The sequence below is a fragment of the Sphingopyxis sp. GW821-FHT12F08 genome (genome assembly GCF_058806755.1).
In genome coordinates, this window is record NZ_JBXAQA010000009.1 from 1 (window position 1) to 26,238 (window position 26,238).

22 protein-coding genes are annotated in these 26,238 nt (G+C 68.1%); 10 read left to right on the plus strand and 12 right to left on the minus strand.

The window, feature by feature from the left end:
- Nucleotides 1–127 precede the first annotated feature (127 nt).
- From AC1RNQ_RS20570 to AC1RNQ_RS20580, 3 genes are all read right to left on the minus strand, one after another.
- Nucleotides 128–853: an RlmE family RNA methyltransferase gene (locus AC1RNQ_RS20570; protein WP_493174230.1), complete on the minus strand. Its 726-nt coding sequence runs from the start codon at nucleotides 851–853 to the stop codon at nucleotides 128–130.
- A complete protein-coding gene (locus AC1RNQ_RS20575; RefSeq protein WP_493174232.1) occupies nucleotides 850–1,956 on the minus strand; it encodes a Ppx/GppA phosphatase family protein in 1,107 nt (368 codons plus the stop codon). Before AC1RNQ_RS20575 ends, AC1RNQ_RS20570 begins: the two co-directional genes overlap by 4 nt.
- Nucleotides 1,957–2,293: 337 nt before the next feature.
- Nucleotides 2,294–2,704: a glycine zipper 2TM domain-containing protein gene (locus AC1RNQ_RS20580; protein ID WP_493174234.1), complete on the minus strand. Its 411-nt coding sequence runs from the start codon at nucleotides 2,702–2,704 to the stop codon at nucleotides 2,294–2,296.
- A 189-nt stretch (nucleotides 2,705–2,893) separates the two neighbouring features.
- Between AC1RNQ_RS20580 and AC1RNQ_RS20585 the strand changes: the two genes are divergently transcribed.
- The gene (locus tag AC1RNQ_RS20585; protein WP_493174236.1) at nucleotides 2,894–3,877 is read left to right on the plus strand and encodes an esterase-like activity of phytase family protein; all 984 of its coding nucleotides are present in this window, start codon (nucleotides 2,894–2,896) and stop codon (nucleotides 3,875–3,877) included.
- Between the two features lie 37 nt (nucleotides 3,878–3,914).
- Here the strand turns inward: AC1RNQ_RS20585 and rpmB are convergent, their stop codons facing one another.
- Nucleotides 3,915–4,208: a 50S ribosomal protein L28 gene (gene rpmB / locus AC1RNQ_RS20590; protein WP_493174238.1), complete on the minus strand. Its 294-nt coding sequence runs from the start codon at nucleotides 4,206–4,208 to the stop codon at nucleotides 3,915–3,917.
- A 248-nt stretch (nucleotides 4,209–4,456) separates the two neighbouring features.
- On the opposite strand from rpmB, the gene tadA reads away from it, so the two are divergent.
- Nucleotides 4,457–4,915 (plus strand): tRNA adenosine(34) deaminase TadA, encoded by a 459-nt coding sequence (gene tadA / locus AC1RNQ_RS20595; RefSeq protein WP_493174240.1) that lies wholly within the window; start codon nucleotides 4,457–4,459, stop codon nucleotides 4,913–4,915.
- Here tadA and AC1RNQ_RS20600 read toward each other — a convergent pair.
- On the minus strand, nucleotides 4,912–5,616 hold the full coding sequence (locus AC1RNQ_RS20600; protein ID WP_493174242.1) for an NAD-dependent deacylase: 705 nt from the start codon (nucleotides 5,614–5,616) through the stop codon (nucleotides 4,912–4,914). The genes tadA and AC1RNQ_RS20600 overlap by 4 nt on opposite strands.
- Nucleotides 5,617–5,782: 166 nt before the next feature.
- Here AC1RNQ_RS20600 and dapB point away from each other — a divergent pair, with 166 nt between their 5' ends.
- From dapB to AC1RNQ_RS20625, 5 genes are all read left to right on the plus strand, one after another.
- Complete coding sequence (dapB, locus tag AC1RNQ_RS20605) at nucleotides 5,783–6,508, plus strand: 4-hydroxy-tetrahydrodipicolinate reductase (RefSeq protein WP_493174244.1); 726 nt, start codon at nucleotides 5,783–5,785, stop codon at nucleotides 6,506–6,508.
- Nucleotides 6,505–7,029, plus strand: coding sequence for a hypothetical protein (locus AC1RNQ_RS20610; protein ID WP_493174246.1), 525 nt, complete (start codon nucleotides 6,505–6,507; stop codon nucleotides 7,027–7,029). Before dapB ends, AC1RNQ_RS20610 begins: the two co-directional genes overlap by 4 nt.
- A gap of 22 nt (nucleotides 7,030–7,051) precedes the next feature.
- Nucleotides 7,052–8,230, plus strand: coding sequence for a M48 family metalloprotease (locus tag AC1RNQ_RS20615; protein WP_493174248.1), 1,179 nt, complete (start codon nucleotides 7,052–7,054; stop codon nucleotides 8,228–8,230).
- Complete coding sequence (nth, locus tag AC1RNQ_RS20620) at nucleotides 8,227–8,883, plus strand: endonuclease III (RefSeq protein ID WP_493174250.1); 657 nt, start codon at nucleotides 8,227–8,229, stop codon at nucleotides 8,881–8,883. The genes AC1RNQ_RS20615 and nth overlap by 4 nt, the downstream gene beginning before the upstream one ends.
- Nucleotides 8,884–9,198: 315 nt before the next feature.
- On the plus strand, nucleotides 9,199–10,572 hold the full coding sequence (locus AC1RNQ_RS20625) for a M20/M25/M40 family metallo-hydrolase (protein WP_493174251.1): 1,374 nt from the start codon (nucleotides 9,199–9,201) through the stop codon (nucleotides 10,570–10,572).
- Nucleotides 10,573–10,669: 97 nt separating this feature from the next.
- Here the strand turns inward: AC1RNQ_RS20625 and AC1RNQ_RS20630 are convergent, their stop codons facing one another.
- Nucleotides 10,670–11,260: a TetR/AcrR family transcriptional regulator gene (locus AC1RNQ_RS20630; protein ID WP_493174253.1), complete on the minus strand. Its 591-nt coding sequence runs from the start codon at nucleotides 11,258–11,260 to the stop codon at nucleotides 10,670–10,672.
- A gap of 33 nt (nucleotides 11,261–11,293) precedes the next feature.
- Between AC1RNQ_RS20630 and AC1RNQ_RS20635 the strand changes: the two genes are divergently transcribed.
- From AC1RNQ_RS20635 to AC1RNQ_RS20645, 3 genes are read left to right on the plus strand one after another with little or no spacing between them, the layout of a single operon-like run.
- Nucleotides 11,294–12,466: an aromatic ring-hydroxylating oxygenase subunit alpha gene (locus AC1RNQ_RS20635; protein WP_493174255.1), complete on the plus strand. Its 1,173-nt coding sequence runs from the start codon at nucleotides 11,294–11,296 to the stop codon at nucleotides 12,464–12,466.
- Between the two features lie 25 nt (nucleotides 12,467–12,491).
- A complete protein-coding gene (locus AC1RNQ_RS20640) occupies nucleotides 12,492–13,706 on the plus strand; it encodes an FAD-dependent oxidoreductase (protein ID WP_493174257.1) in 1,215 nt (404 codons plus the stop codon).
- Nucleotides 13,703–15,325 carry a phytoene desaturase family protein gene (locus AC1RNQ_RS20645; protein WP_493174259.1) on the plus strand — a complete coding sequence of 541 codons (1,623 nt, stop codon included), beginning with the start codon at nucleotides 13,703–13,705 and terminating at the stop codon, nucleotides 15,323–15,325. Before AC1RNQ_RS20640 ends, AC1RNQ_RS20645 begins: the two co-directional genes overlap by 4 nt.
- Here the strand turns inward: AC1RNQ_RS20645 and AC1RNQ_RS20650 are convergent.
- From AC1RNQ_RS20650 to AC1RNQ_RS20675, 6 genes are all read right to left on the minus strand, one after another.
- Entirely contained in the window at nucleotides 15,284–17,275 is a 1,992-nt protein-coding gene (locus tag AC1RNQ_RS20650) for an AAA family ATPase (protein ID WP_493174261.1), read from the minus strand. The two genes, AC1RNQ_RS20645 and AC1RNQ_RS20650, sit on opposite strands and share 42 nt — an antisense overlap.
- A gap of 246 nt (nucleotides 17,276–17,521) precedes the next feature.
- Nucleotides 17,522–18,796 carry an APC family permease gene (locus AC1RNQ_RS20655; protein ID WP_493174263.1) on the minus strand — a complete coding sequence of 425 codons (1,275 nt, stop codon included), beginning with the start codon at nucleotides 18,794–18,796 and terminating at the stop codon, nucleotides 17,522–17,524.
- Between the two features lie 58 nt (nucleotides 18,797–18,854).
- Nucleotides 18,855–21,320: a TonB-dependent receptor gene (locus tag AC1RNQ_RS20660; protein WP_493174265.1), complete on the minus strand. Its 2,466-nt coding sequence runs from the start codon at nucleotides 21,318–21,320 to the stop codon at nucleotides 18,855–18,857.
- Between the two features lie 148 nt (nucleotides 21,321–21,468).
- Nucleotides 21,469–23,064, minus strand: coding sequence for a tetratricopeptide repeat-containing sulfotransferase family protein (locus AC1RNQ_RS20665; protein ID WP_493174267.1), 1,596 nt, complete (start codon nucleotides 23,062–23,064; stop codon nucleotides 21,469–21,471).
- Between the two features lie 4 nt (nucleotides 23,065–23,068).
- Entirely contained in the window at nucleotides 23,069–24,706 is a 1,638-nt protein-coding gene (locus AC1RNQ_RS20670; RefSeq protein ID WP_493174270.1) for a DsbA family protein, read from the minus strand.
- 55 nt (nucleotides 24,707–24,761) lie between these two features.
- Entirely contained in the window at nucleotides 24,762–26,165 is a 1,404-nt protein-coding gene (locus AC1RNQ_RS20675) for a M48 family metalloprotease (RefSeq protein WP_493174272.1), read from the minus strand.
- Nucleotides 26,166–26,238 lie beyond the last annotated feature (73 nt).

Sequence of the window (26,238 nt, forward strand, 5' to 3'; positions counted from 1 at the left end):
GGAGGGGTACGGGAGGTCATGCGCCGCGCCCGACTGCCCGTACCCCTCCACCACCCTTCGGGTGGTCCCCCTCCCCCGTGGGGGGAGGATCGGCTTTGACCGAAACCGCTCGACACCTGCCGCCGGCCTAATCCTCCGCCGCGTCCTTCCGCCCCTTGAATCCCTGCGCGACCACGAACAATTCGGGCGATCCCTTGCGGCTGGCCGGCGGCTTGGCGTGTTTCACCGTCGCGAAATTCTGCTTGAGCAGCGTCAGCAGGCTGTGGTCGGCGCCGCCCGCGAACACCTTGGCGACGAAGGTCCCGCCGGGCAGCAAGGTGCGCACCGCGAAATCGGCGGCGGTCTCGGCGAGCCCGATGGTGCGCAAATGATCGGTCTGCGGATGGCCGACGGTGTTCGCCGCCATGTCCGACATCACCAGATCGGGCGCGGTGCCCAAGGCTTCGATCAACGCATCGGGCGCGGCATCGTCCATGAAGTCCATCTGCAGGATTTCGACCCCCTCGATCGGCTCGCATTCGAGCAGGTCGATCCCCGCGATTTTCGCGCGCGGGTTGGTCTTGCGCACCACCTGCGACCAGCCGCCCGGCGTGATCCCCAGGTCGACCACCGCGCGTGCCTTTTTGACGAAGGCGAATTTCTCGTCGAGTTCGATCAGCTTGTACGCCGCGCGCGAGCGATAGCCCTCGGCCTGCGCGCGGCGGACATAGGGGTCGTTGAGCTGCCGCTGCAGCCAGCGCGTCGACGACACGCTGCGTTTCTTCGCGGTCTTGACGCGGACGTGCAGGCCGCCCCCTCGTCCGCTTGGGTTCCCGCCCTTGCCGCCGCCGCCTTTGCCCTGACCGCCGCTCATTTGCGAAACTCGCGCCGCGTCACGGGCACGTCGCGCCCCTGCATCGCCAGCGTGCGGAGGATGCCTTCGCGGATGCCGCGGTCGGCGACCCCGACGCGCGCGGCGGGCCACAGGTCGATGATGCTCTCCAGGATCGCGCAGCCCGCGACGACCAGGTCGGCGCGCTCGCGCCCGATGCAGCCGATCTCGGCGCGGTCGGCGATGCTCGCTTCGGCCAGTCTCCGGCTGATGTCACGCATCGCGTCGCACGGCACGACCAGCCCGTCGACCGCGCGCCGGTCGTAGCGCGGCAGGTCGAGGAACACGCTGGCGAGCGTCGTCACCGTGCCGCTGGTGCCCAAGAGGCGCAGCTTCTGGCCCGCATGGCGTTCGGCGCGCGCGGCAAAGGCGGCAAAGGCCTCGCGCGTCGTCTCGCGCATATGCGCGTAGCTCGCCTGGCGGTCGGCCATCGTCGCGCCGCCGCTCGCCTCGGCGCCCGTCGCATGTTCGGTCAGCGACACCACGCCCCACGGCACGCTCACCCAGTCGCGGATCGCGACGTCGTTGCCGCTGCCCTCGACGTGCATCAGCTCGGTCGACCCGCCGCCGATGTCGAAGATCAGCGCCGGCCCCTCGCCGGGTTCCATCAGATTGTGGCACCCCAGGACGGCGAGCCGTGCCTCCTCGGCGGGCGAGATGATGTCGAGCACGATGCCGGTCTCGCGCTTCACGCGGTCGGCCAGTTCCTGCCCGTTGCTCGCGCGGCGGCACGCCTCGGTCGCGACCGCGCGCGACAGGCTGACGTGGCGGCGGCGGAGTTTGTCGGCGCAGATCGACAGCGCCGCGACCGCGCGGTCCATCGCCGCCTCGCTGATCCGCCCGCTGCCGTGCAGGCCCTCGCCCAGCCGGACGATGCGCGAAAAGGCGTCGATGACGACCAGCTCGCCATCCTGCGGCCGCGCGATCAGCAGCCGGCAATTGTTGGTGCCCAGGTCGATCGCGGCATAGCTTTTGGGCCGCGTAAAGGGTGCGGGCCGGTCCTGGCCGCCGACCGGCTTCCGATTCTGCGCCGCTGCCGCCCCGGGCCGCGGCGACCGCCCGTCGGGCGCTGCCATTTGCCGCATGGCTATTCTTACCTGTTTCTCACGCGCCCGAAGACCGGACGTGCACTTGGGGCCAAGACTAGGCGTGCGGGGGAGCGATGGCAACCCCGGGGGGTGGGGACGGCGGTTTGGGGGTGGGAGCGGACATGCCGATCCTCCCCGGAACGGGGAGGGGGACCATGCCATGGTGGAGGGGCACGTGCTGTCTGGCGCGGTGCCCGACTGCCCGTACCCCTCCACCACCCTTCGGGTGGTCCCCCTCCCCCTGCGGGGGAGGATCGCCCCAAAAAAAACCCCGCCCGGCATGAAACCGGACGGGGGCAAAGGGGGAGAGAGATATTGGGGGTCGGGTCAGCCCTTAGCGGCAGCCGTCATTCCCCTTGTCGATCGCGCGGCCGGCGATGGCGCCGACGGCGCCGCCGATGATCGTGCCGACCGTGCGGTCGCCGCGACCGGCGATTTCGTGTCCGGCGAGGCCGCCGGCGATCGCGCCGATGATCGTGCCGCCGGTGCCATTGTCACAGCGCTGGCCGCGATAGCGCTGGTTGTAGCGCTGCTGGTTGTAACGGCGGTCGCCCCGGTAATCGCGGCGGTTGTCGCGGCGATCGTAACGACGGTCATAGCGGCGGTCGTCGCGGTCATAACCGCTGTAATAGCTCGAATAGCCGTCGCGGTCGTAATAGCCGTTCTGCGCCGCGGCGGGGGTCGCCACGCCCAGCGTCGCGGTGGACATCAGGGCGGCGATCGAGAGAGTCACCATCTTTTTCATCGTCATTCTCCTTTTCGTCGTCTCAGCCCCTCTTGGGCGTTGTCGATGAAAGGGGTTCTAGGCGATTCGCTTTGAGCCGAGCCTGAACGCGGCTGTTGGCTGGCGTTCAGCCTTGGTTGCCCGAGGTTCAGCTTCGCCCACGCTTTCGCGCGCTTTCCTTTGTTCGCGCTTCGCTCTACGCCCGCGGCGATGCGCCGCCTGCTCCCCGCCGCCCTGATCTTCCTGACGCTCGGGCCGGTGCCCGGGACGCCGTATCGCTACCCCGTCGTCGACCGCAGCCAGGCCGCGAGTGCGCGGGCGCTGATCCATCCGGCGGGGACCAGCGGCACACTGCGCTTCGTGCGCGGCTGGCGGCTCTCCAGCCCCAACAGCTTCTTCGGCGGCTTCTCGGCGCTGGCGCGGCTCGGCCCCGGGCGCTTCCTGCTGCTCGGCGACAATGGCCATTTTGTGCAGCTGACGCTCGGCGAGGGCGGGGTCGAGGCGGTGGCGATCGCCGCGCTGCCGCTGCCGCCGCGCAATCCGGGCAGCAAGGCCTTCACCGATACCGAGGCCGTCGCGGTCGATCCCGCGACGGGCAGGATCCGGGTCGCGCTCGAGGGGATCGACCAGATCTGGCGGCTCGACCCCGCGCTCACCCTTATCGAATCGCGCAACAAATCGGCGCAGCTCGCGCGCTGGCCCGCGAATCGCGGCGCCGAGGCGATGGCGCGGCTGGCCGACGGGCGCACCATCGTCTTTTCGGAGGATGCCGACGACGACGCCCGCGGGCGCGAGGCCCTGCTCTTCACCGGCGATCCCGCGAAACAGGGCAAGCGCGGGATGCGCTTCTTCTACGATGCCCAGGGCAAGGGCCAGGTCAGCGACGCTGCGCCGCTCCCCGACGGCCGCGTGCTGGTCGTCCACCGTGCACTAGGCCTGTCGCCGCTGTTCACGACGACGCTGGCGATCGTCGATCCCGCCGACATCGGGGAGAACGGCGTCGTCCGCTCGGTTACGATCGGCACGGTCCCCGAAGCCTTACGCGAAAATTACGAGGGTGCCGCGGTGTCGGTCGCGGACGGCCGCACGTACCTCTGGCTCGTCTCCGACGATAATTTCAACAGCTGGCAGCGCAGCCTGCTGCTCCAGTTCGAGCTGGTCGACCTGCCGGACAGCAAAAAGGCCGCGCGGTAAACCGGCGGCCTTGTCGCGATTCGAAAGCGTGAAGGGCTCAGGCGGCTTTTTCGGCCAGCTTCTTCGCCACTTCCTTCTTCAGCTTGCGGGCGGTCGCCGACAGCTGGTCGTCGCCGGCCTTCAGCAGCCAGTTGTCCAGACCGCCGTTGTGCTCGACCGAACGCAGGCCGTGGGTCGACACGCGCAGCTTCACGCCCTTGCCCAGGGCGTCCGACAGCAACGTCACATTCTGCAGATTGGGCAGGAAGGTGCGCTTGGTCTTGTTGTTGGCGTGGCTCACATTGTGGCCAACCTGGCGGCCCTTGCCGGTGAGTTCGCAGATGCGCGACATGGTCTTCTTCCTCGAATCAATGGGCGGCGTGCCGGTCGTGCCGCAAGGCACATAAGGGACCGGGTGGGCCGGGAAAGGCGCGCGCTTATCGGCTTGCAGGAGATTCGTCAAGCGCATAGGGCGGTTTCACTGCGTGGACCCGGCACCGGCCCGCTCCCCCACCCGGCCTCCCATAGTTTACTATCGTCGGGGAGGCCGGGTGGGGGAGCGGGCCGGTGCCGGGCGTTCCTGCGCAGCAGGAACCGACAATGACTGCCCATTTCCCGCTTCCCGAACCGATGCGCCGCGCGCTCGATCTCGCGCGGATCGCCGCCGAATGGGGCGAAGTGCCGGTCGGCGCGGTGGTGGTCAAGGATGGCGCGATCATCGCCGAGGGCCACAACCGCCCCCGCGAATCGCACGACCCGACTGCGCACGCCGAAATCGTCGCGATTCGCGCCGCGGCGGCAAAGCTTGGCAACGAGCGCCTCGATGGCTGCGACCTCTACGTCACGCTCGAACCCTGCGCGATGTGCGCCGGCGCCATCGCCCACGCCCGCATCGCCAGGCTCTATTACGGCGCCGACGATCCCAAGGGCGGCGCGGTGGTCCACGGCCCGCGAACCTTTTCGCAGCCGACGGTCCACCACCGGCCCGAGATCTACGACGGTATCGGGGCAGGGGAGGCCGCGGGGCTGCTCAGGGCGTTTTTTGCCGAGCGGCGCTAGCCGCCCAGCATTTCCTCCACCCACGCCGGCACCAGCACGCCCGCCGGGCCATGCCGCGCTTCGTCGAACCAGTGCGATCCCTGGCTCGGTTCCATGTTGAGCTCCAGTGTCCGCGCCCCGCTCGCGCGGGCTTCGCGCACGAAGCCCGCCGCGGGATAGACCGCGCCCGAGGTCCCGATCGACACGAACAGGTCGGCCCGGTTCAGCGCGCGGTAGATCGCGTCCATCGCATAAGGCATCTCGCCGAACCACACGACGTCGGGGCGGAGGTATCCCGCCACCCCGCATACCGGGCACGCCGGGCGGTCGAGCAAGGTCCCCGTCCATTCGCTGCGCGCGTCGCACCCGGTGCACCAGGCTTTGAGATGCTCGCCATGCATATGGATCAGCCGCTTCGCCCCGGCGCGCTCGTGCAAATCGTCGACATTCTGGGTCACGATCAGCAGTTCGCCCCGCCACCCCGCATCGAGCCGCGCCAGCGCCGCATGCGCCGCATTGGGCTGCCTGGTCTGGATCGCCGCGCGCCGCGCGTCGTAGAAACGGTGTACCAGGTCGGCGTCGCGCGCAAAGGCCTCGGGGGTCGCGACATCCTCGACGCGGTGCTGCTCCCACAGGCCGCCGCCGTCGCGGAAGGTCTCGATCCCGCTCTCGGCCGACACCCCGGCGCCGGTCAGGATCACGATATTCTGTATGTCGGTCATGCGCCCCTCTTATCCGTTCGTGTCGAGCCCTTCGACCGCCTTAGCAGGTGCTCAGGATAAACTTCCACCAAGGGTGGAAGTCGAGACACGCGAACGATAGCGCCAACGTGTCTCGACTTCGCTCGACACGAACGGTTAAAGGGAAGCGTATTTCAGGGGACACATCATGACCAGCATCGGCATCGTCGGCAGCCAGGGCCGGATGGGCGTCGTGCTCGCCGCCGCGGCGGCCGAGGCGGGCGCGCGCCATTGCGGCATCGACAAGGGCGGCGACATCGCCAAACTGGCGCAGGACGCCGACGTCCTCGTCGATTTCTCCTCGCCCGCCGCACTGGAAGCGACGCTGGGCGCCTGCATCGCGGCAAAGACCCCGATCGTCATCGGTACCACCGGGCTCGAGGAGCGCCACCACTGGCTGATCGACGATGCGGCAAACGACATCGCGGTGCTCCAGACGGGCAACACCTCGCTCGGCGTCACCTTGCTCGCGCATCTGGTCAAGGAGGCCGCGAGCCGCCTCGACGCCGACTGGGACATCGAGGTGGTCGAGATGCACCACCGGATGAAGGTCGACGCCCCCAGCGGCACCGCGCTGCTCCTCGGCCAGGCCGCCGCCGACGGCCGCGGCATCGACCTCGGCCGCTGCTCCGAACGCGGCCGCGACGGCGTCACCGGCGCGCGCGGCCACGGCAAGATCGGCTTCGCTGCCTTACGCGGCGGCACCGTCGCGGGCGACCATGACGTCGTCTTCGCGGGCAATGAGGAAATGATCACGCTGTCGCACCGCGCCGAAAACCGCATGATCTTCGCACGCGGCGCCGTCAAAGCCGCGCTATGGCTGATCCACCAGAAGGCGGGGCGCTACACGATGCCGCAGGTGCTGGGGCTTTGACCAAAGTTACCGCATCGGCCTGCAAATGGCGCGACGAGGGCGGCGGCGAGGCGGCCGCGGCGCGCATCCTGCCCTTTCTCGACGAGATCGGCATCGAAGTCGACTGGATCGGCGACGCGAAGGAGCAACTCCTCGACGGCCTCGCGATCGTGGGCGGCCGCATCCTCGTCGATCCCGACACGCCGGTCTGGCCGGGCGACCTGCTCCACGAGGCGGGTCATATCGCCGCGGTCGCGCCCGAGGATCGCCCCACCCTCGGCCCGCTCGAGGTCGATGCGACCGACGAGATGGTCGCGATCGCCTGGTCCTATGCCGCGTCGCTGCCGTGCGACCTGCCGCTGCGCCAATTGTTCCACGACGGCGGCTATCGCGGCGATTCGGTGAAGCTCAGGACCAGCTTTGCCACCGGCCATTATATCGGCGCGCCGATGCTCGGCCTCTATGGCATGACCGCCGACCTGCGCACCGCGCTCGCCGAGGGCAAGCCCGCCTTTCCGTCGCTCAGCCGCTGGCTGCGCTGATCCGTCCGCCAGGGAGCCGCTGATGACCTTCGACCCCGCCACCGCCACCGCCGCCACTATCGACGGGCTCGGCCCCGCCGCGCTCGCCAGGGCCGCGGCCTATACCACCGGCAGCGAATGGTTGCTGCTCTGGAACGTCGTCGTCGCCGCGGTCGTCACCTGGATCTTCGTCCGCCTGCGCATCCTCGACCGGCTCGAAGCGCGGCTCGGACGTCGCGGCTGGGCGCTCCGCACCTTCCTGATCTGCGCGGTTTTCCTGCTGCTCTCGGCGCTGCTCACCCTGCCGTGGGACATTTATGCGAGCTGGTGGCGCGAAACCGCCTATGGCCGCACCAGCCAGCCGCTCGGCGACTATCTCGGCCAGTCGGCGATCGCGCTCGCCATCGGCACCTTGTTCGGCGCGCTCTTCTTCCTCGGCATCTACGCGCTGATCCGCCGCGCCGGAAAGCGCTGGTGGATCTGGTCGGGCGGGCTCGCCGCGACCGCGATCCTCGGCCTGTTGCTGCTGTCGCCGATCGTGATCGAGCCGATGTTCAACGATTATAAGCCGCTTCCCGCCGGCCCGGTGCGCGACGCGCTCGAGGGGCAGGCGAAACAGGCGGGCATCGAACCCGATCGCATCTTCGTCTTCGACGGCTCGCGCCAGTCGAACAATTTCACCGCCAATGTTTCGGGGCTCGGCCATTCGGCGCGCATCGCCATCTCCGACGTCGCGCTGAAAGGCGCCTCGCTCGACGAGGTGCAGGCGGTCACCGGGCACGAGATCGGCCATTATGTCCTCGGCCAGATCTGGTGGCTCGTCACCGTCTTTTCGCTACTTGCGGTGCTGCTCTTCTTCCTCGCCGACCGGCTGTTCGCCCGCTTCGCCAAGGCGTTCGGCAGCGACGCGACCATCTCCGACGCGCGCGGTTTCCCCGTGCTGATGTTCATCGTCTCGCTGTTCGGCCTGCTCGCGCAGCCGGTCCAGAATTGGGTCGTGCGCAAGGGCGAGAGTGAGGCGGATCTTTATTCGGTGCAGACCGTGAACCTGCCCGACGCGATGGCGAGCGCGCTCGTCAAGACCGCCGAATATCGCAACCCGCGGCCGAACGCGGTCGAGGAGTTCCTCTTCTATTCGCACCCCTCGGTCGAACGCCGCGTCCGCGCCGCGATGGAGTGGAAGGCGGCGCACCCCGCCGGAACGCCGCCCGCACCGAAATGAAAAAAGCCGACATCTTCGAATTCTACCGCCGCCTCGCCGAGCTGAACCCCAGTCCGGAGACCGAGCTCCAGTTCGGCAACACCTATCAGCTGCTCGTCGCGGTGGTGCTGTCGGCGCAGGCGACCGACGTCGGGGTGAACAAAGCGACGCGGCTGCTGTTCGAGGAGGTGAAGACCCCGCAGCAGATGGTCGACCTCGGCGAGGAAGGCCTCAAGCAGCACATCAAGACGATCGGGCTGTTCAACGCCAAGGCGAAGAATGTCATCGCGCTGTCCGAAATCCTCGTCCGCGCGTTTCACGGCGAAGTGCCCGCCGACCGCGACACGCTCGTCGAGCTGCCCGGTGTCGGCCGCAAGACCGCCAATGTCGTGATGAATTGCGCTTTCGGGGCGGAGACCTTCGCGGTCGACACGCACATCTTCCGCGTCGGCAACCGCACCGGCCTCGCCCCTGGCAAGACCGTGCTCGCGGTCGAAAAGAAGCTCGAAAAGGACACGCCGCAGCCGTTCCGCGTCGGCGCGCACCACTGGCTGATCCTCCACGGCCGCTACATCTGCAAGGCGCGCACCCCCGAATGCTGGCGCTGCCCGGTCGAGGATTTGTGCCGGTTCAAGCCCAAGACCCCGGCGCCGAAGGCGAAGAAGGCGGCTTGACCACCGCGTCGGCCGCGAACGGTCGTTTTGGGAGTGGATTTAGGACATTAAACCCCTCCTCTTCAGAGGAGGGGCAGAGAGACTTGGTCCGGCGCAGCCGGGCCTTTAGTCGAACGGGGTGGTGGTCGAAGGAGCACGCCTAGCCGGGAGCACCACCCCGCTGCGACTAACGAACAAGTTCGTAAGTCTCGCACCCCCTCCTCTGAAGAGGAGGGGCTCGGGGACGTCCGCGACCGCCCGATACCCCGTCGTTCGCGGGGGGCATGCCAATCGCCGCTCTTGCGCTGCCGCAAAGCCGCGCCATAACCCGTTGCCATGCGCAACCTTACCGCCCCGCTCGCCCTCGCCGCCGCCCTGCTCGCCGCCGCGCCCGTCCATGCCAAGCCCGCCGATGCCGAGGTGGCGAAGAAGATCCTCAAGGACAGCATCGCGATCCCGACCGTCATGGGCCGCGGCAAGGTGCCCGAACTCGCCGCTTATTACGCTGGCGTGCTCAAGGCCGCGGGCTATGCCGACGCCGATATCGAGATCACCCCGATCGGCGAGACCGCGACCTTCGCCGCGACGCTTCGCGGCACGACGCAGGCAAAGCCGATCGTGCTGCTCGGCCATATGGACGTCGTCGAGGCCGATGCGAAGGACTGGACGCGCGACCCCTTCGTGCCGGTCGAGGAGAATGGCTATATCTTCGGCCGCGGGTCGGAGGATAACAAGTTCGACGTCTCGATGATGGTCGCCGCGATGGCGCAGCTCAAGAAGGAAGGCTTCAAGCCCAACCGCAGTATCATCCTCCTGCTCTCGGGCGACGAGGAGACGTCGATGACGACCACGCGCGCACTCGCGGCCAAATACAAGGACGCCGAATTCGCGCTCAACGGCGACGGCGGCGGCGGGCTGATCGCCGAGGACGGCAAGCCGCAATATTACGGACTGCAGGCGGGCGAAAAGACCTATGCCGACTTCACGCTCGAGGTCACCAATCCGGGCGGGCACAGCTCGCGTCCGTCGGATACCAACGCGATCGTGCAGTTGTCGAACGCGCTGGCGAAGGTTGGTGCCTATCGCTTCACGCCGCAGCAGAACGAGTTGACCAGGATCGGCATGCCGATCGTCGCCGACCAGGTCGGGGGCGCCATCGGAGCGGCGCTCAAGGCCTTCGCCGCGAACCCGGCCGACGCCAAAGCCATCGCCGCGATCCGCGCCGACCCCGAATATGTCGGCCAGATCGGCACCACCTGCGTGCCGACCTTGGTCAAGGGCGGCCATGCCGAAAATGCGCTGCCCCAGCGCGCGACCGCGAATATCAACTGCCGCATCTTCCCCGGCGTGCCGGTCGAAACGGTGCGCGCCGAGCTGGAGAAGGTGATCGCCGACCCCGCGGTCAAGGTGAACCCCGATCCCGACGCCAGCGCCAGCGACGCCTCGCCGCTGCGCCCCGACGTGATGGCGGCGGTGAAGAAGGCGGTCCATGCGCGCGCCCCGGGCCTACCGATCATCCCGTCGATGAGCGCGGGCGCGACCGACAGCTATCATTTCCGCGCGCAGGGCGTGCCGAGCTACGGTGTCGCGGGGCTGTTCAGCAAGGCGAGCGACAGCTTCGCGCACGGGCTGAACGAGCGCGTTCCCGTCGCCGCGATCGCCCCGGCGCTCGCGCACTGGGACAGCCTGCTCAGGGATTTGTCGAAGTAGTAGCTCGTCGCCCCCGCGAAGGCGGGGGCCGCTAGAGGCACTAAGCCGCGGCGAAGTGTAAGACCGACTGCGGCCCCCGCCTGCGCGGGGGCGACGGCTACACGAGTGCCCCCACGGCGCGCTCGACCATCTGCACGGCAGCTTCTGCCCCGAAGCTCGTCGAGTCGAGCGACAGTTCAAGCCACAGCCCGTCGACCATCGCGGTCAGCATGATCGCCAGCCGCTCGGCGCCCTGCGCGTCGCAGGCGGCGAGCAGTTCGGCCAGCCGCGCGCGATAGCCGGCGTAACTTGCCGCATGGATGTCGGCCATGCGCGCGTCGCTTCTGGCCAAAGCCCAAAAGGCGGTCCACGCGCCGAGCAGCTCGGGATCGGTCACCGGCGGGCGGAAGCTCGCGGTGAGGTACGCGTTCAGCCGCGCGCGGGGGTCGGGTCCCGCGCCCGCGACCGCCGCGGCGAAGATCGCGTCCATCCGGTCGCTCGTCGTCTCATAAGTTGCCGCGACCAGATCGTCGATTCCGCCGAAATAATGGCGCAAAAGCCCGGGCGACACCCCCGCCCTTGCGCAGATCGCGCGCACATTCGTCCCCGCGAGGCCAAGTTCGGCGAGGCACGCGGCGGTCGCCTCGATCAGGTCGGCCCTCCGGGCATCGGCGCTTTCGCGCGTAAAGGCTTGGCGAACGGGCTGCATATTGTTATACGCTTGTACAACAAGGATCGACTCATGGCAACGCTGCGCGACACTTTAGACAACGTCCGGACCGTCGACCCGCTCGACGGCTGGTCGCTCCCCGCCTGGACCTACAGCGACCCCGAATTCCATGGCATCGAGCTGGAGCGCATCTTCCGCCCCAGCTGGCAGGTCGTATGCCACGACAGCGACATCCCGAACGCGGGCGACTGGCACAGCATCGACTATTGCGGCGAGAGCGTGATCGTCGTGCGCGGCGCCGACCGCGTCGTGCGCGCTTTCACCAACGTCTGCCGCCACCGCGGCTCGCGGCTCCTCGACGGCGCCGCGGGCTGCGCGAAGAAGCTCGTCTGCCCCTATCACGCCTGGACCTACGAGCTCGACGGCCGCCTCACCGGCGTGCCCGATTCGGCGAGCTACCCCACGCTCGACAAGGGCAGGGCGGGGCTCGTCGCCGTCGGCCTCGAACAATGGCGCGGCTTCTGGTTCGTCCGGCTCGACGATGACGGCGGCCCGGCGGTCGCCTCGATGATGGCGCCCTATGAGGGCATGGTGGAGCCTTATCGCTTCGAGGAACTGGGCGCGCTCGGCCGCGTCACGCTCCGCCCGCGCGACGTGAACTGGAAGAATGTCGGCGACAATTATTCGGACGGCCTCCACATCCCCGTCGCACACCCCGGCCTCACCCGCCTGTTCGGCAAAAGCTATGGCGTCGAGGCCGAGGCCAATGTCGACCGCATGTGGGGCGACTTGATCGACCGCCCGTCGGCCAACTGGTCCGAGCGCATGTACCAGCGGCTGCTGCCGCCGGTGCCGCACCTGCCCGCGGACAAGCAGCGCCACTGGCTCTATTTCAAGCTCTGGCCCAATGTCGCCTTCGACATCTATCCCGACCAGGTCGATTTCATGCAGTGGCTGCCGACCGGCCCGACGACGTGCCTGATCCGCGAGATCAGCTACGTCCTTCCCGATCAGCGCCGCGAGATGAAGGCGGCCCGATATTTGAACTGGCGCATCAACCGCCAGGTCAATGCCGAGGACACCGAGCTGATCACCCGCGTCCAGCAGGGGATGGCGTCGCAAAGCTTCACCATGGGCCCGCTCAGCGACAAGGAAGTGTGCCTCAAACATTTCTGTTCGCGGATGCGCGAGCTGATCCCCGAGGCGCGGCAGGAACAGGCTCCGCCGCCGGGGTGGAGCCGCTAGTCGCAACGCACGGGAGGAGGGGAGTATGAGCGATCCGGTCATCATCGTCGGCGGCGGTCCCGCGGGCATGGTCGCGGGCCTGTTGTTCGCGCGCGCGGGCGTGCTCGTCACCATCCTCGAAAAGCACGCCGATTTCCTCCGCGATTTCCGCGGCGACACGGTCCACCCCTCGACGCTTGAGCTGTTCCACGAAATCGGTCTGCTCGAAGAGTTGCTCAAGGAACCGCACGCCGCGATCGACACGATGACGCTCAACCTCCTCGGCGGGCGCTATACGATCGCCACCATGAAGCATCTGCCCGTCGCCGCGCGTTTCGTCGCGATGATGCCGCAATGGGATCTGCTCGATTTCATTGCGGGGCAGGGGCGGAAATACCCGACCTTCGACCTGCGCATGTCGACCGAGGCGACCGGGCTCACCTATGATGCCGCGAACCGCGTCAGCGGCGTGATGCTCGCGAGCGGCGCAATCTTGCCCGCGCGGCTCGTCATTGCCGCCGACGGGCGCCGCTCGGTGCTGCGCGACGCCGCCGACCTGCCGCTGGAGGACCTTGGCGCGCCGATGGACGTGCTGTGGTTCCGCATTCCCGTTCCCGCGGGCATGGACATGGCGGAGGTCGCGCTCGGCACGATCGACAAGGGCGGCATGGTCGTGGCCATCTCGCGCGGCGATTATTGGCAATGCGCGCAGATCATCGAAAAGGGCGGCTTCGCCCCGATCGAGGCGCGCGGCATCGCGGCCTTTCGCGACAAGATCGTCGACATCGCCCCCGGCCTTGCCGCCGGGATCGATGCGATCCAGAGCTTCGACGACGTCAAACTGCTCACCGTCGCACTCGACCGGCTGACCCGCTGGTCGCGCCCCGGCCTGCTCGCGATCGGCGATGCGGCGCATGCGATGTCGCCGGTCGGCGGGGTCGGCATCAACCTCGCGGTGCAGGATGCGGTTGCGACCGCCAATATTCTCGCCGCCCCGCTCGCCGCCGGCGCCGATCCCGATCCGCTGCTTGCCAAGGTGCAGGAGCGCCGCTGGAAACCCACGATGCGGATGCAGGCGATCCAGCGGTTCGCGCACCAGCGCGTGATCGAACCGATGCTGCGCGGCCAGATCACGCGCGTGCCGCTCGCCGTCCGCCTGCTCGACCGCATCCCGCTTCTGCGCCGCATTCCGGGCCGCATTCTCGGCCTCGGTTTCGGCCGCCAGCATGTCCAATCCCCGCTTGCGAAAGAATTTTCATGACCAAAGCCTATGACGCGCTGATCATCGGCGCCGGCCACAACGGCCTCGTTTGTGCCTTCTATCTCGCGAAGGCGGGGCTGAAGGTGCGCATCGTCGAGGCGCGCGACGTCGTCGGCGGCGCCGCGGTGACCGAGGAATTCGCGCCGGGCTTCCGCAACTCGGTCGCGAGCTACACCGTCAGCCTGCTCCAGCCCAAGGTGATCGCCGACATGAGGCTCGCCGATCACGGCTATCGCGTGATCGAGCGGCCGATCAGCAATTTCCTGCCGCAGGAGGATGGCGGTTATCTCAAGCTCGGCGGTGGGCTCGAACGCACCCAGGCCGAATTCCGCAAATTCTCGAACCACGACGCCGATGTGCTGCCCCAATATTATGACGCGCTCGAAAATGTCGCCGAACTGCTCCGCGACCTCGCGCTGCGCGTGCCCCCCAACGTCGGCGAAGGCTTTCGCACGCTGATCGACGGCGCGCGGCAGGGGCGGCGCTTCGCCGGCCTCAATCTCGAGCAGCAGCGCGACGTGCTCGACCTCTTCACCAAGTCGGCGCGCACGATGCTCGATGCCTGGTTCGAAAGCGAAGCGGTGAAGGCCGCCTTCGGCTTCGACGCCGTCGTCGGCAATTATGCCAGCCCCGACACGCCGGGTAGCGCTTATGTGCTCCTCCACCATGTCTTCGGCGAGGTGAACGGCAAGAAGGGCGCGTGGGGCCACAGCGTCGGCGGCATGGGCAAGATCACCGAGATCATGGCCAAGGTCTGCCGCGACCTCGGCGTCGAGATCAGCCTCGAAAGCCCGGTCGAGAAGGTGCTGGTCGACGGCGACAAGGCGGTCGGGGTCAAGCTCGTCGGCGGCGAGGAAATCGCCGCGGCGCGCGTGATCGCCAATGTCGGCCCGAAACTGCTCTACGAACGGCTGATGGATGCGTCCGACCTGCCGGGCGACTTCCAGCGCCGCATCCGCGGCTTCAAGGCGGGCAGCGGTACCTTCCGCATGAATGTCGCGCTCAGCGAGCTGCCCAAATTCACTTGCCTCCCGCATAACGAAAAGGACGGGCCCGGCGAACATCACCAGTCGGGCATCATCCTCGCCCCGACGCTCGACTATATGGACCGCGCCTTCCTCGATGCCAAACAATATGGCTGGTCGAAGAAGCCGATCGTCGAGATGCTGATTCCCTCGACCGTCGACGACGGTCTCGCGCCGCCGGGCCAGCATGTCGCCAGCCTCTTCTGCCAGCAATTCGCCCCCGAGCTGCCCGACGGTCGCGACTGGGACGACGAAGAAGAAGCCGCCGCCGATGCGATCATCGACACCGTCGAAGCCCACGCGCCGGGCTTCCGCGCCAGCATCGTCGGCCAGACCCGCCTCAGCCCCAAGGGCCTCGAGCGCAAGTTCGGGCTGATCGGCGGCGACATCATGCACGGCAATATGACGCTCGACCAGCTGTGGGCCGCGCGCCCGGTGCTCGGCAACGGCGGTTATCGCGGCCCGGTTCGGAACCTCTATATGTGCGGCGCGGGCGCCCATCCCGGCGGCGGCGTGACCGGTGCGCCGGGCCATAATGCCGCCGAGGTGGTGCTACGCGATCGGGGTTTCTTCGCGCCGAAGTGGCGCGTCTGACCCGAAACCGATGGGCTGTGGCATCGCCGGGCGCGCCGCGCGCTCGCGCCGCAACCGTTCGACTAGCGCGGAATCCTCGATCGACCCGGTAAAGCGGGCCTGCCGCGCGACGACCGCGAAGTCGCCGAGCGTCAGCTCGCCGACCCGGTCGAGCGCTGCCGGCGCTTCGCGGCCGAAGAAATGGACGAATGCGCGCCGCGCGCGCCCGGCGTCAAGCGCCCGCATCTCGACCTTGAACACGAAGCGCCGCGCCGAGGCGGGGTCGAGCTTCGCACCATGGTTGGTCGCCGCGGCGAAGGGCAGGGGATGATCCTCCATCCAGGTCAAGAGCTCGTTGACCTGGCTGACCTCCCAGCTCTGCGACGCACCCTGCCGGTCGGCGAGCAGCGAATCGACCTCGTCGAAGAACAGCATCGCGCTCTGCCGCTTCGCCTCGGCAAAGGCGCGGGCGACCGCCTTCTCGGTCTCGCCGACCCATTTCGACATCAGGTCCGACGCGCGCTTGACGTGCAGCGGCCGGCCCAGCCGCCGCGCGAGCGCCTGCACCGCCTCGGTCTTGCCGGTCCCCGGTGGCCCGGTGAGCAGCAGCGAGAAATCGGCGGGCGCGTCGGCGCGGGCCAGCGCGCCGAACAGCGCGGGCAGGTCGGTGTCGGCGGCGAGCAGCGTCTCGTCGAATGCGCCCGGCAGCCGCGGTTCGACCGTCTCGCCGCGCAGCGTGCCGAGCACCGACCCCGCGAAGCGGCTGGCGCTGGCGGCGTCGCCAGCCAGCGCGGCCGCACGCGCCGCGACGCGGAACAGCGACGCGGTTTCGGGCGCGGTGGCCGCCAGCGCCTGGAGCGCGGGATCGACCGCGACGCTCTCCTCGGCGCTCACCCGTTCGAGCATCGCCGGGCTGTGCGCGGCGCCGGGGAAGTCCATGCGGATCGACAGGCTGAAGCGCCGCAGGATCGCCGGATCGACGTCGGCGACCGCGTTCGAGGTCCAGATCACCGGCACGACATTCTCTTCGAGCATGCGGTTGACGAACAGCTTCGACCCCGCGCGCTGGCGCACGCGGCCGTCCTGCTCGATCTGCGCATTGCCGAGCAGATCCTCCATCTCGTCGAACAGCAGCAGCGCACGCCCGCGCTTCTCGAGCGTGCGTAGTGCCAGCCGCAGCGCGGCGACCCGGTCGGAGCGGCTGGGCTCGTCGCCGTCGCTGTCGGCCTCGCCGACGCCGTGCAGCGGTTCGCCGACCGCGTCGGCCAGCGTGCGCGCCAGCTCGGTCTTGCCCGTGCCCGGCGGGCCGTGGATCAGGATGTTGATCCCGCGCGCGCCGCGGTCGATCGCCCCGCGCAGCAGCCGGGTCGCGAGCTCGGCGTCGCCGCGCTGTGCCGGGAAATCCTCGAGCGCGTGGCGCGCGACCTGCCGTGCGCCGAGCAGGCCGTCGAGCAGGCTTTCGTGGCGCCCCGGCGGCGCGTCGAGCAGCCGCTCGAACGCCCAGCAGAGGCCGAACTCGACCCCGCCGCTCTTGTCGGTCCAGCGCCCGACGAGGTCGAGCCGCACCACCTCGGTGCGGCGCAGCGCGTGCGGTGCGATCCCGGTGACCGCGCCCGCCAGCGCCTCCATGTCGAGCTTCTCGGTCCCGATCAGCTGCTCGAGGCTGCGGGTCAGCGGGGCGCGGTCGAGCGCCGTCGCGAGCAGCAGCAACGCGCGTTCGGCGCCGGGCAGCTCGAGCGCGTCTGCCAGCCGGCTGGCCTGCACCAGGCCCTCATCCTCGCGCGCATCCGCGGGCGGAACCGTAGGCTCCGCCAGCAGCGCGGCGCGCGCGATATTTTTCTCGTCGAGCCCGAGCGCGTCGGCGCGCGCGCGGGCCCAGCCGAGCAGCGCCCGGCCGGTCTTGGTCTTGCCCGGATGATCCGCGGCGATGGCGCGCGCCAGCGCACGCGCCCAATGGCTGTCGTACAACATAAAGTCCTGCCTGCGGCCGGCGGACGCACGGCGCCCGGCGGCAGAAGTGATGATCGCGGGTTGGAAAATTGCGGCAGCGCCCGGGGCGCACCGCGTCAGGAAAAACGCGCTACGACAGCGAGCGGATGCCGCAGGGATTCAAACCCTGAATGTTTCGGCGGTCCGACACGTCACGTCTCCAAAAAAGCCCGAATCCGGGCCAGTGGGACCGCGCCGATAGGCGATTTTGCATGCCGAGGCAAGTTTTCAGGCCGTAGCGGGCCGCGCCCGGCGCATCGCAAGATAGATGGGCAGCCCCGCGGCGGTCAGGCCGATGCTCCACAGGCTCGCATCCCACCCGGCACCGTAAAAGGCCCAGCAGCTGTAAAGAAAACCGAGCAGCGTCAGCCCGACAAAGACCGGCGAGGCCCTGATCTCGCCGCTGCGTTCGAGCTTCAGTGCCGCGAGCGCTCCGACGATGTAGAAGATAATCGCGGTCGAGGTCGTCACCAGCACCATGAATTTGAACAATTCCGCCAGCCCGCGCGAATAATTGGCATAGACGACGACGCTGGCGAGCGTGCTCGACACGATCTGCGTCACCCACGGCACCGCGAATCGATTGTCCTGCGCGAAGACGGGGGGAAGCAGGCCGCGATGCGCAAGATCGCGCGGAATTTCGCCCTGTAGCAGCACGAAACCGTTGAGCGCGCCGAGCGCGGCGATCGCCGCGAACAGCGCCACCGCTTGCCCCGCCGAGGGGGTCACCAGCGTCCCGAAAAACGTGGCATAGGCAGCATTCGATGCTTCGAGCGTTTCGAGCGGGAGGAGTAGGGTGACCGTCGTGCAGGACAGGAGATACAGCAGCCCGGTCGCGGCAGCCGCGATCACCGTCGCGCGCGGGATCGTGCGCTCGGGATCGCGCACCCGGTCGCCGACGACGCAGGCGCTTTCGAAGCCGAGCAGCGCGAACAGCGTCAAGGTCGCGGCGCCGCCGATATTGTCGAGGCTGACCGGCTGCGTGCCATCCATCGTCGGGGTCGGCGCGTCGCCGGACGCATAGAGCCACAGCGCAACGACGACCGCCCCGACGACGGGGATCAGCTTGAGGCCGAGGGTTACGAGCTGCGCCCCGCCGGCCCGGCGTACCCCCATCAGGTTGATCAGCGTGAACAGCCAGATGAATCCGATCGCGATCAGCGCGGTCATTGCCCCGCCCTTGGCCAGCGACGGGAAAAGGATCGAAAAATTGCTGATTGCCGCGACCGCGAGCGTCGCGACGACGGTCCAGCAGCTGATCCAATAGCTCCAGGCGACGATGAAGCCAGTGCCCGGACCAAAGGCGGCGGCGGCATAGGTATAGGTCGCGCAGCCGGTCGGCAGTCTTTTGGCGAGCCGCGCGAAGGCGACCGCGAGGCACAAAGTCCCCGCGATCGAGACCCCCCAGCCGATGATCGCATTCCATCCCAAGGGCGCTAGGTCGCGCGGGAGCAGGAACACCCCCGACCCGATCATATTGCCCATGCCGAGCGCGACGCACATCAAAAGGCCGAGCTTTTGGCTCGGCCTTTCGTTGTTTGTTTGCGGTTCGGTCACCCGATCAGAACTTGGCGCCCAATCGCGCCCCGATCGTCCGAGGCTGGTTCACCAACACCTGCACGCGCCCGTCGCACTGGCCGCAGTTCGAGAAGCGCGCCAGCTGGGCGCGCTCGTCGAACGCATTCTGCAGGAACAGCTCGAAGCTGTACGAACTCCATTCGAACCCGGCGGCGAAGTCGACCGTCGTCGATCCCTCGATCCGGCCCAGCGCGGTTGCGGTGGCGACACGGATGTCGGGGGTGGCCGAGCTGCGATGCGCAATCACCGACTGGAAATGCATCTCGCCCGGCCCGACCGGGAACTGGTACCGCACCGTCGCATTGCCGTTGAACTTCGGCGTCACGGGCAGGCGCGTTCCCTTGATCGCGGCGATCGAATTGCCGGGATCGGTACATTGATAGGTCGGATCGTCGATATCGCACAGATTGTTGCGCGTCTTGGCGTCGGTATAGGAGGCGGCCGCCGTGAAGGTCAGGCCGTCGGTCGCCCGGATGTTGATATCCGCCTCGATCCCCTTGATCCGCGCGTTCGGACCATTGTGGATCTCGGTAAAGCTGTTCTCGCCCAGGAACGAGAATTGGAAGCGCTTCCAGTCCTGCATATAGATGGCCGCGTTCAGGCGGACCCTGCCGTCGGCCAGCGTCGTCTTGATGCCCAGCTCGTAATTGGTCAGGAAATCGGCGTCATAAGGCGCGATCGTCCCGCGCCGGTTGATGCCGCCCGGACGGAAGCCGCGCGACCAGGTCGCATAGGTCATCACATCTTCGCTGGGCTTCCACGTCAGGTTGACGCGGTGGGTGAAACCCGTGTCCTTGGTGCGTTTCGGGATCAGGCCGCCGTTCACGAAATCGGCGAGGTTGGTACAGGGTCCGCCCGGCACCGCGGCGGGGAGCAGCGTGCCCCCGGGATTGTCGCGCAGGATCGCGCCCGTCGTCGTATAGCAGCCGGCGACGCCGGTCCGCGAGCTGCCCGCGCCGTTGAACGGCGGGCCGTTGGGATTGCGGCCAAAGCCGAAGAAGCCGATCAGGCTGTTGTCATATTTATAATAGCGCCCGCCGCCGGTGAGCGTGATCGTCGGGGTGATGTCGAAGCTCGCTTCGCCGAACGCCGCATAATCCTTGTCGACGCGCTTCTGCTCGGTGAGCCAGAGCGTGCCCGGGCGGCCGTTGACCGACAGCGCGCTCGCGAGCCCGGGGACGATATAGTCCTGGTGGATCTCGTTGCTCTGGCGCTGGTAGAACAGCCCGGCAACGACGCGGAACCGCTCGTCCTGCGGCGACGACACGCGCACTTCCTGGCTCATCTTGCGGAAATGGTCCGTCCCGATGATGAACTGGCGCGGGTCGATGTCGTTGCCGCCATTGTCCTCCAGATAGAAATAGCCGGCAAGGCCGCCATAATCGGCATAGAGTGCGTCATAGGCCTCGGCATAATCGGTATAGTCGTTGATCTGGTATGTCTTGCGGTCGAGATAGGCGCCGGCATAGGTCAGGTCGAAATTGCCGATCTTGCCCTCGATCGTCAGCGCCGCCTGGATGAACTTGTCGCTCCGCTGGTCGGGATAGAAACGCTGGACCTGCAGGTCGCCGACGAGCGGATCCTGGACGAAGACACCGCTGCTCGTCTGCTTCTGGTAGAGGACGGTCGGGGTCACCGTCCAATTGTCGTCGAGGTCGACCTTCAGCGCGGCGCGGCCGCCATAGATTTCGGCGTCGTTGAAATCCTTTTCGACGAAGGCGGCGTTGTTGACCGTGATGCCGCCCGGGGTCGGCAGGAAGCTGCGCGTGCCGGGGACATTGTCGATGTAACCCGAATCGCGCTGGTACCAGCCGACGACGCGCACCGCCGCCATCTCGCTGATCGGGGCGTTGATCATGCCCTCGACCTTGCCGCCGACGCCGCCGCTCTTGACGCTGTTGAGCTCGCCGTCGACGCGGCCTTCGAAGCCGCTGGTGCTCGGTTTATTGGTGATGATGCGGATCGTGCCCGCCTGCGACGAGGCGCCGTAGAGCGTGCCCTGCGGACCCGCGAGCGATTCGATGCGCGCGATGTCATAGACATGGACGTCGAGCGTGCCGCCGATCGTCGTCACCGGTTGTTCGTCGAGATAGACGCCGACGCTGGGCAGCGAGCCCGAATGGTTGCCGTCGCCGCCGCTCGCGACGCCGCGCATATAGACGGTGGTCACGCCCGGCTGGCTCGACTGGAACGAGACGCTGGGCAGCAGCTTCGAGAAATCCTCGAAATTGGCGACGTTCAGCTGGTCGAGCTTGCGCGTGCCGAGCGCCTGGATGCTGATCGGGACATCCTGCAGATTTTCTTCGCGCTTCTGCGCCGTGACGACGATCTCGTCGTCATTGCCGGTGTCGGCGGCGGCGGCGTCCTGTGCCAGCGCCGGCGTGGCCGACAGGACCGTGCCGGACAGCGATGCCAGAAGCAGCGCGCGGCGCGAAAATTGGACCCGCATAAAAGACCCCCCTCATATGTGCGATCGCCGTTGCTGCGGCGGAAAGCGAAGCTTGAACAGTTTCACCGCGCCGTCAATCGCGCGCCCGCGAAATGGTCATCCGCGATCGCCGTTTCGCAGCCACTATGACAAAATTGCAACAATCGCCTTAGGGGGTTGCCGGATATTGCGTCAGCGCCGGTCCCAGCGCGTCGACCAGCGGATCCAGCCATTCTTCCATCGCGCGCCACTGGCCGACGCCGTCGCGGTTGATCGGCCGCCGCACCTGTTCCGAACTGGCGGTGCGCACCGCGCGCTCGTTGGTGTGGAAATCGAGGCACGCGGCCTCGAACGGCAGGTCCAGATAGGCGAGCAGCGCGCGCACCTCGCCCTCCAGGTCGTCGATCAGCCGCTCGTGGAACACCCGGTGGACATGGCCGGGCATCGCGCGGTCGAAATGATCCATCAGCAGGGCATAGTCGGCATAATAGCGGCCCATGTCGGACAGGCTGTAACTGAACGCCTGCCCGCGGGCATAATGTTGCTTGAAGTTCGAAAAGCAGCAATCCATCGGGTGGCGCCGCGCGTCGACGATCTTCGCGTTCGGCAGGATCAGCCGGATGAAACCGGCATGGAGCCAGTTGTTGGGCAGCTTGTCGATGTAGAAGGGCTTGTCGCTCTTCCGCTGGACCCATGTGTCGTGCAGATATTGCTCGCCGAGCGCACGCGCGTCGTCCGCCGACAGCTTGGCGACGCCGCCCATGCCGCGCGCCTGGCCATAAAGCTTGGGGATGTCGGGCAATTCCATCGTGCCCTCGACCATCGAATGGCTCGACAATATCTGCTCGATCAGCGTCGATCCGGCGCGCGGCATGCCGACGATGAAGATCGGGTCACCCGATGCGGCGCCATGCCCGCGGCGCGCTTCGAAAAATTCGGGGGTGTAGAGCGCGATCGCATGATCGACGGCGGCGCGCGTCTGTTCGGCATCATAGGGCAGCAATTCCTTCCGCAGCGCATTGCCGGTCGCATAATGATCGAACGCCGCGGCGGCCTGCCCGCGGTCCTCGTGCGCCTTGCCGAGCGCGAAATGCAGGTGGAAGCGGTCCTGCGCGCCGATATCGTCCGTATCGAGCGCGGCGCGCATCGCCGCGATATCCTCGTCCTCGAACTTCAGCGTCTTGAGGTTTGCAAGGCTCCACCATATTTCGCCGAGCGTCGGTTTCAGCTCCAGCGCCATGCGATAGGCGGCGACCGCGTCGGCCTGTCGCCCCACCGTCTTGAGCATATGGCCATAGGACATCCAGATCTTCGGCTGCTTGCCGAAACTCTGGAGCACCTGTTCGTAGAGCTCGAGCGCCTCGTCGAACTCGCCGACGCGGCCCAGCGCCGCGGCCTTCAGATTGGTGTTGGTGGGGTTGTCGGGGTCGAGCTGTTGCAGACGTTCCAGCTCTTCGACCGCTTCGCCCGACCGGCCCTGGCGGTGGAGTATGGTCGCGAGATTCGAGCGCGCGGCGAGGAATTCGGGCGCGAGTTCGAGCGCGCGGCGGAGCAGTGTCTCGGCATCGCGGTAGCGCTCGATCCGCGCCGCCAGCTCGGCGAGCATGCGGATCGCGGCGACGTCGAACGGGTCGCGCTTCAGATGCGCCTTCAGCACGGGCTCGGCGTCGTGCAGCCGCCCCTCGTAGAGCGCGAGCGCGGCTTCCATCAGCTCGGGGTTGCGGACCGCCCTGGTGATGGAGACGTGCGCAGGTCCGGCGCTCATCGCGTCAGCCTTTCGCCCGCGCCTTGGCGACCGCGTCGCGCAGCCCGTCGTAGCCGATCTGGCCCTGCAGCAACTGGTCGCCGATCACCCAGGTCGGGGTCGCGTTCAGCTGCAGCTGGCTGGCGATCGCGAGGTTGCTGTCGAGCTCGCGTTGGAACAGCGCTTCATTTGCGGTCGCGTCGGCGCTGCCGTCGGTGACCACGCCCGCCTTCGCCGCCGCCGCGGCGATCGCGCCGGCGTCGAGCGAGGGCGCCTTGAACATCGCGTGGTGGAAGGCGTCATATTTGCCCTGCCGCGCGGCGGCGAGCGCCATGATCGCGGCGTCGCGGCTCTGCGGCGAGATGATCGGCAGTTCGCGGAACACCACCTTCACGCGGCGGTCGCTGCGCACCAGCCGGTCGATGTCGGGCAGGCTGGCGCGGCAGAAACCGCAGGCATAGTCGGTGAACACGGTCAGCGTCACATCGCCGTCGGCATTGCCCGCCCAGGCGCCGGCATAGGGCTTTTCGAGCGCTGGACGAATCGCGTCGATCGCCTTCGCCATCTCGCGGTCGCGCTGCGCCTCCAGCGCCTCGGGAATGATCTCTGGGTGCGCCTTGATATAGTCGGCGACGACCGTCTCGACCTCGCTCTTCGACAGCCCGCCACCGAAGCGGCCGCCGAGCCAGAAGGTCGCGCCGAGCAGCAGGACGGCGCCGAGCGCGAGGGCCCAGCCGGGTGCGGGAAGGGCAAAGCCGCTGGCACCGCTGCCCCCGCCATTGCCGCCCCCCGGGCGCGCGCGATGCGGGGTCCGGTCGTCGGCGGCAGGCGCCGAAATCGAAGGCGGCGGGGTCGAGCTCGCGGCCTTGGCGGGCTTCGCCGCCGCCGGTTTCGGCGCGGCGAGCTCGATCCCCGGCTCGCCCGCGAACAGCGGCAGGTCGGGCGCGGCGGGCCTGGCCGCCACAGCGCTCGCCGCTGCCTCGGCTTCCTCGCGCGCGAGCAATTGTTCGAGCCCCGAGGGTGGCGGCGCGGCATCTTCGCGCGGTGCGGGGCGCAGCTTGGTCGCGGCTTCGCCCAGGCTTTCCTTGCCGGCTTTCGCGGCCTGGCCCAGCGCGTCGCCGGCTTTGCCCGCGACCTCGCCCAGCCCGCGCTGCGCGCCGCTCGACAATTTGCCGACCTTCTCGCCGAGCGCCATCTTGTCCCACGCCTTGGCGCTAGCCGCCGCGGCGGCGGCGCTGCCGCGCGCGGTGCCCCGCCCGGCCGCCTTGGCGGCGCGCGCGGCGCTATCGGCGGCGCGCCCGGCGAGTTCGCGCGAGCGGCGCGGGATTTCCATCGCTTCGACGCGCGCAGGGATGTCGGCGCGTTCGCCGACGCGGATCGTCCAGTCGGCAAAGGCGCCGCTGCGGCCCTTGATCGCCTTCCACAGCCCGCTTGCGCCGGCCTTCAGCCGGTCGGTGTCGACCACCGGTGCCTTGGGCATAGGTTCCTCGGCGGGATAGCGCGACACGTCGAGGCCGATGGGCGGCACCTCGCGTGGCTTGGCGAGGCCCCCATCGGGACCGGCGTCGGGCGCGGCGCGCAGCGGTTCTGCCGGCGCGGGCGCCGCCGACGGCGCCGGGTCGCGCAGCCACGGCTGGTAATAATCGTCTTTTCTATCAGTCACTTGTTGCCCTTATGCATCGCCGGTGCGACGCATTCCCCAATTCGCTCGCCCGAATCTAGCGCCGTTTGCGCTCGCGTTCCACCTCGGCGCGCGACACCAGCGAAATATCCTGTGCACGAATCCAGTCGGGCGACCCCTCGGGCAGGCCCTGCATCGCAAGGTCGGCGTTACGCAGCGCGAGCATCGCCTGTCCACCCTCGAGGCTGTAGCGTTCCGCCGAGGCGAGCGCGGCGCGCGCCTGATCGCCCTTGTTCGCATAGACGATGCCGAGTTGGTACCAGGCGAAGGGATTCTGGTTGTCCAGTGCGACCGCGGTCTTGAGCACCTCCTCGGCCTCGGCGAAATTCGCGGGCTCCTCGGTGGCGATCAGCGCATGGCCGAGTGTCCCGGCGATCAGCGGCTGCGAGCGCGACCCCGCGACCGCCTTGCGGAGCGGCGCGATCGCCTCCTTCGGCCGTCCCGATTCGAGCAGCACCTGCCCCTCGAGCTCGAGGAAATAGGGGTCGTTCGGGTCGGTCTTGAGCAGCGCCTCGGTCTCGGCGAGCGCCTTTTGCGGATAGGCGCTCTTGTGCCAGGCATAGGCGCGCGCATAACGCGCCGGCACGCTCGTGTTGCTTTCGGGAAATTTGCGCAGCGTCCGTTCGGGCTCGGCGATATAGCCTTCGAGCTTGGCCTTCACGCGCTGGAAGCGCTTCTCGATCTCGGGGTCGGCGGGCTTTTCCCACGCGGGGTCGACCATATAGCTTTCGCGCAGCGCCTGGATGCGGTCGCCCGACAAAGGGTGGGTGCGGCCATAGGCCTGGTCGTCGTCCTGCTTCACCGCATAGCGGAATTCGAGATTCTGGAGCCGCTTGAAGAAGGCGAGGCTGCCGCGCCCGCTGATCCCGGCTGTCGACAGATATTGCGCGCCGGCGGCGTCGGCGGTCGATTCCTGCACGCGGCTGAAGGCGAGGAACTTGCCGAGCGCGGCCTGCTGCCCCGCCATCAGGATTCCCATGCCCGCTTCGCCGCCGCCCGCGGCGATCGCCGCGGCACCGAGGAGCAGGCTGAGGAGCGAGATGCCCGTTGCTGCCTTGGCGCCGTCGTTGATCCGGATCGCGTGGCCGCCCATGACATGGCCGAGCTCGTGCGCGAGCACGCCCTGCACCTCTTCGGCGCTGCCCGCGGCCTCGATCAGGCCGGAAAAGACGTAGATGTCCTGGCTGCCCGCGACGAAGGCGTTGATGCTGCGCTCGCCGAGCAGGTGGACGCGCACCTGCCCCGGCTGCAGCCCCGCGGCGACGAGCAGCGGGTCCATCATGTCCTGCAGCAGCGCTTCGGTCTCGGCATCGCGCAGGATCGACTGCGCCGCCACCGGGCGCACCGCGACCGCGACGAGCACGATCGCCGTCACCAGCAGCCGGACGAACGCGCGCCAGACGCCGGCGCGCAGGAAATGCCGCGGTGCGGAGAAATTCATGGGATGCGTCCTTGCGCCGGGCGCCTGAACCTCGACTGAAGCCATGGAGGCCTTGTGGGGTTCAGCGCGCCCG